Source organism: Lactiplantibacillus sp. C232 (assembly GCF_023806725.1).
GTDB lineage: Bacteria > Bacillota > Bacilli > Lactobacillales > Lactobacillaceae > Lactiplantibacillus > Lactiplantibacillus plantarum.
The window spans coordinates 1-247 of the sequence record NZ_JAMSKZ010000075.1; the positions used below are offsets into that span (position 1 = coordinate 1).

A 247-nucleotide genomic window follows, 5' to 3' on the forward strand; every position below is an offset into this window, starting at 1 on the left:
CTGATTACTCGTGGCGATTTGAACGTTGTAGGCAGGTTTTAATTGACCGTTTTGCATCGGATCTTCCTTGACCCGCATAAAGGTGGCATCGTGATCCGTCTTAGAGTAGCTGTTACGTTGATCATAAATAGCTTGCTGTGCTTGGTGTTCACGCATTTTATCACGTCGTTTATCCAACTTACGTTTTTGTGATTTAACAGTCCGGCGTTGCTGTTTGGCTGGGTTCGGGGAAACCTGCTTAGTTGCT

General features: G+C 45.3%; 1 pseudogene. It reads right to left on the minus strand.

Going from position 1 to position 247, the window contains the following annotated elements:
• Positions 1-247: pseudogene (locus MZO41_RS17080) on the minus strand (IS1182 family transposase); the annotation flags it as partial.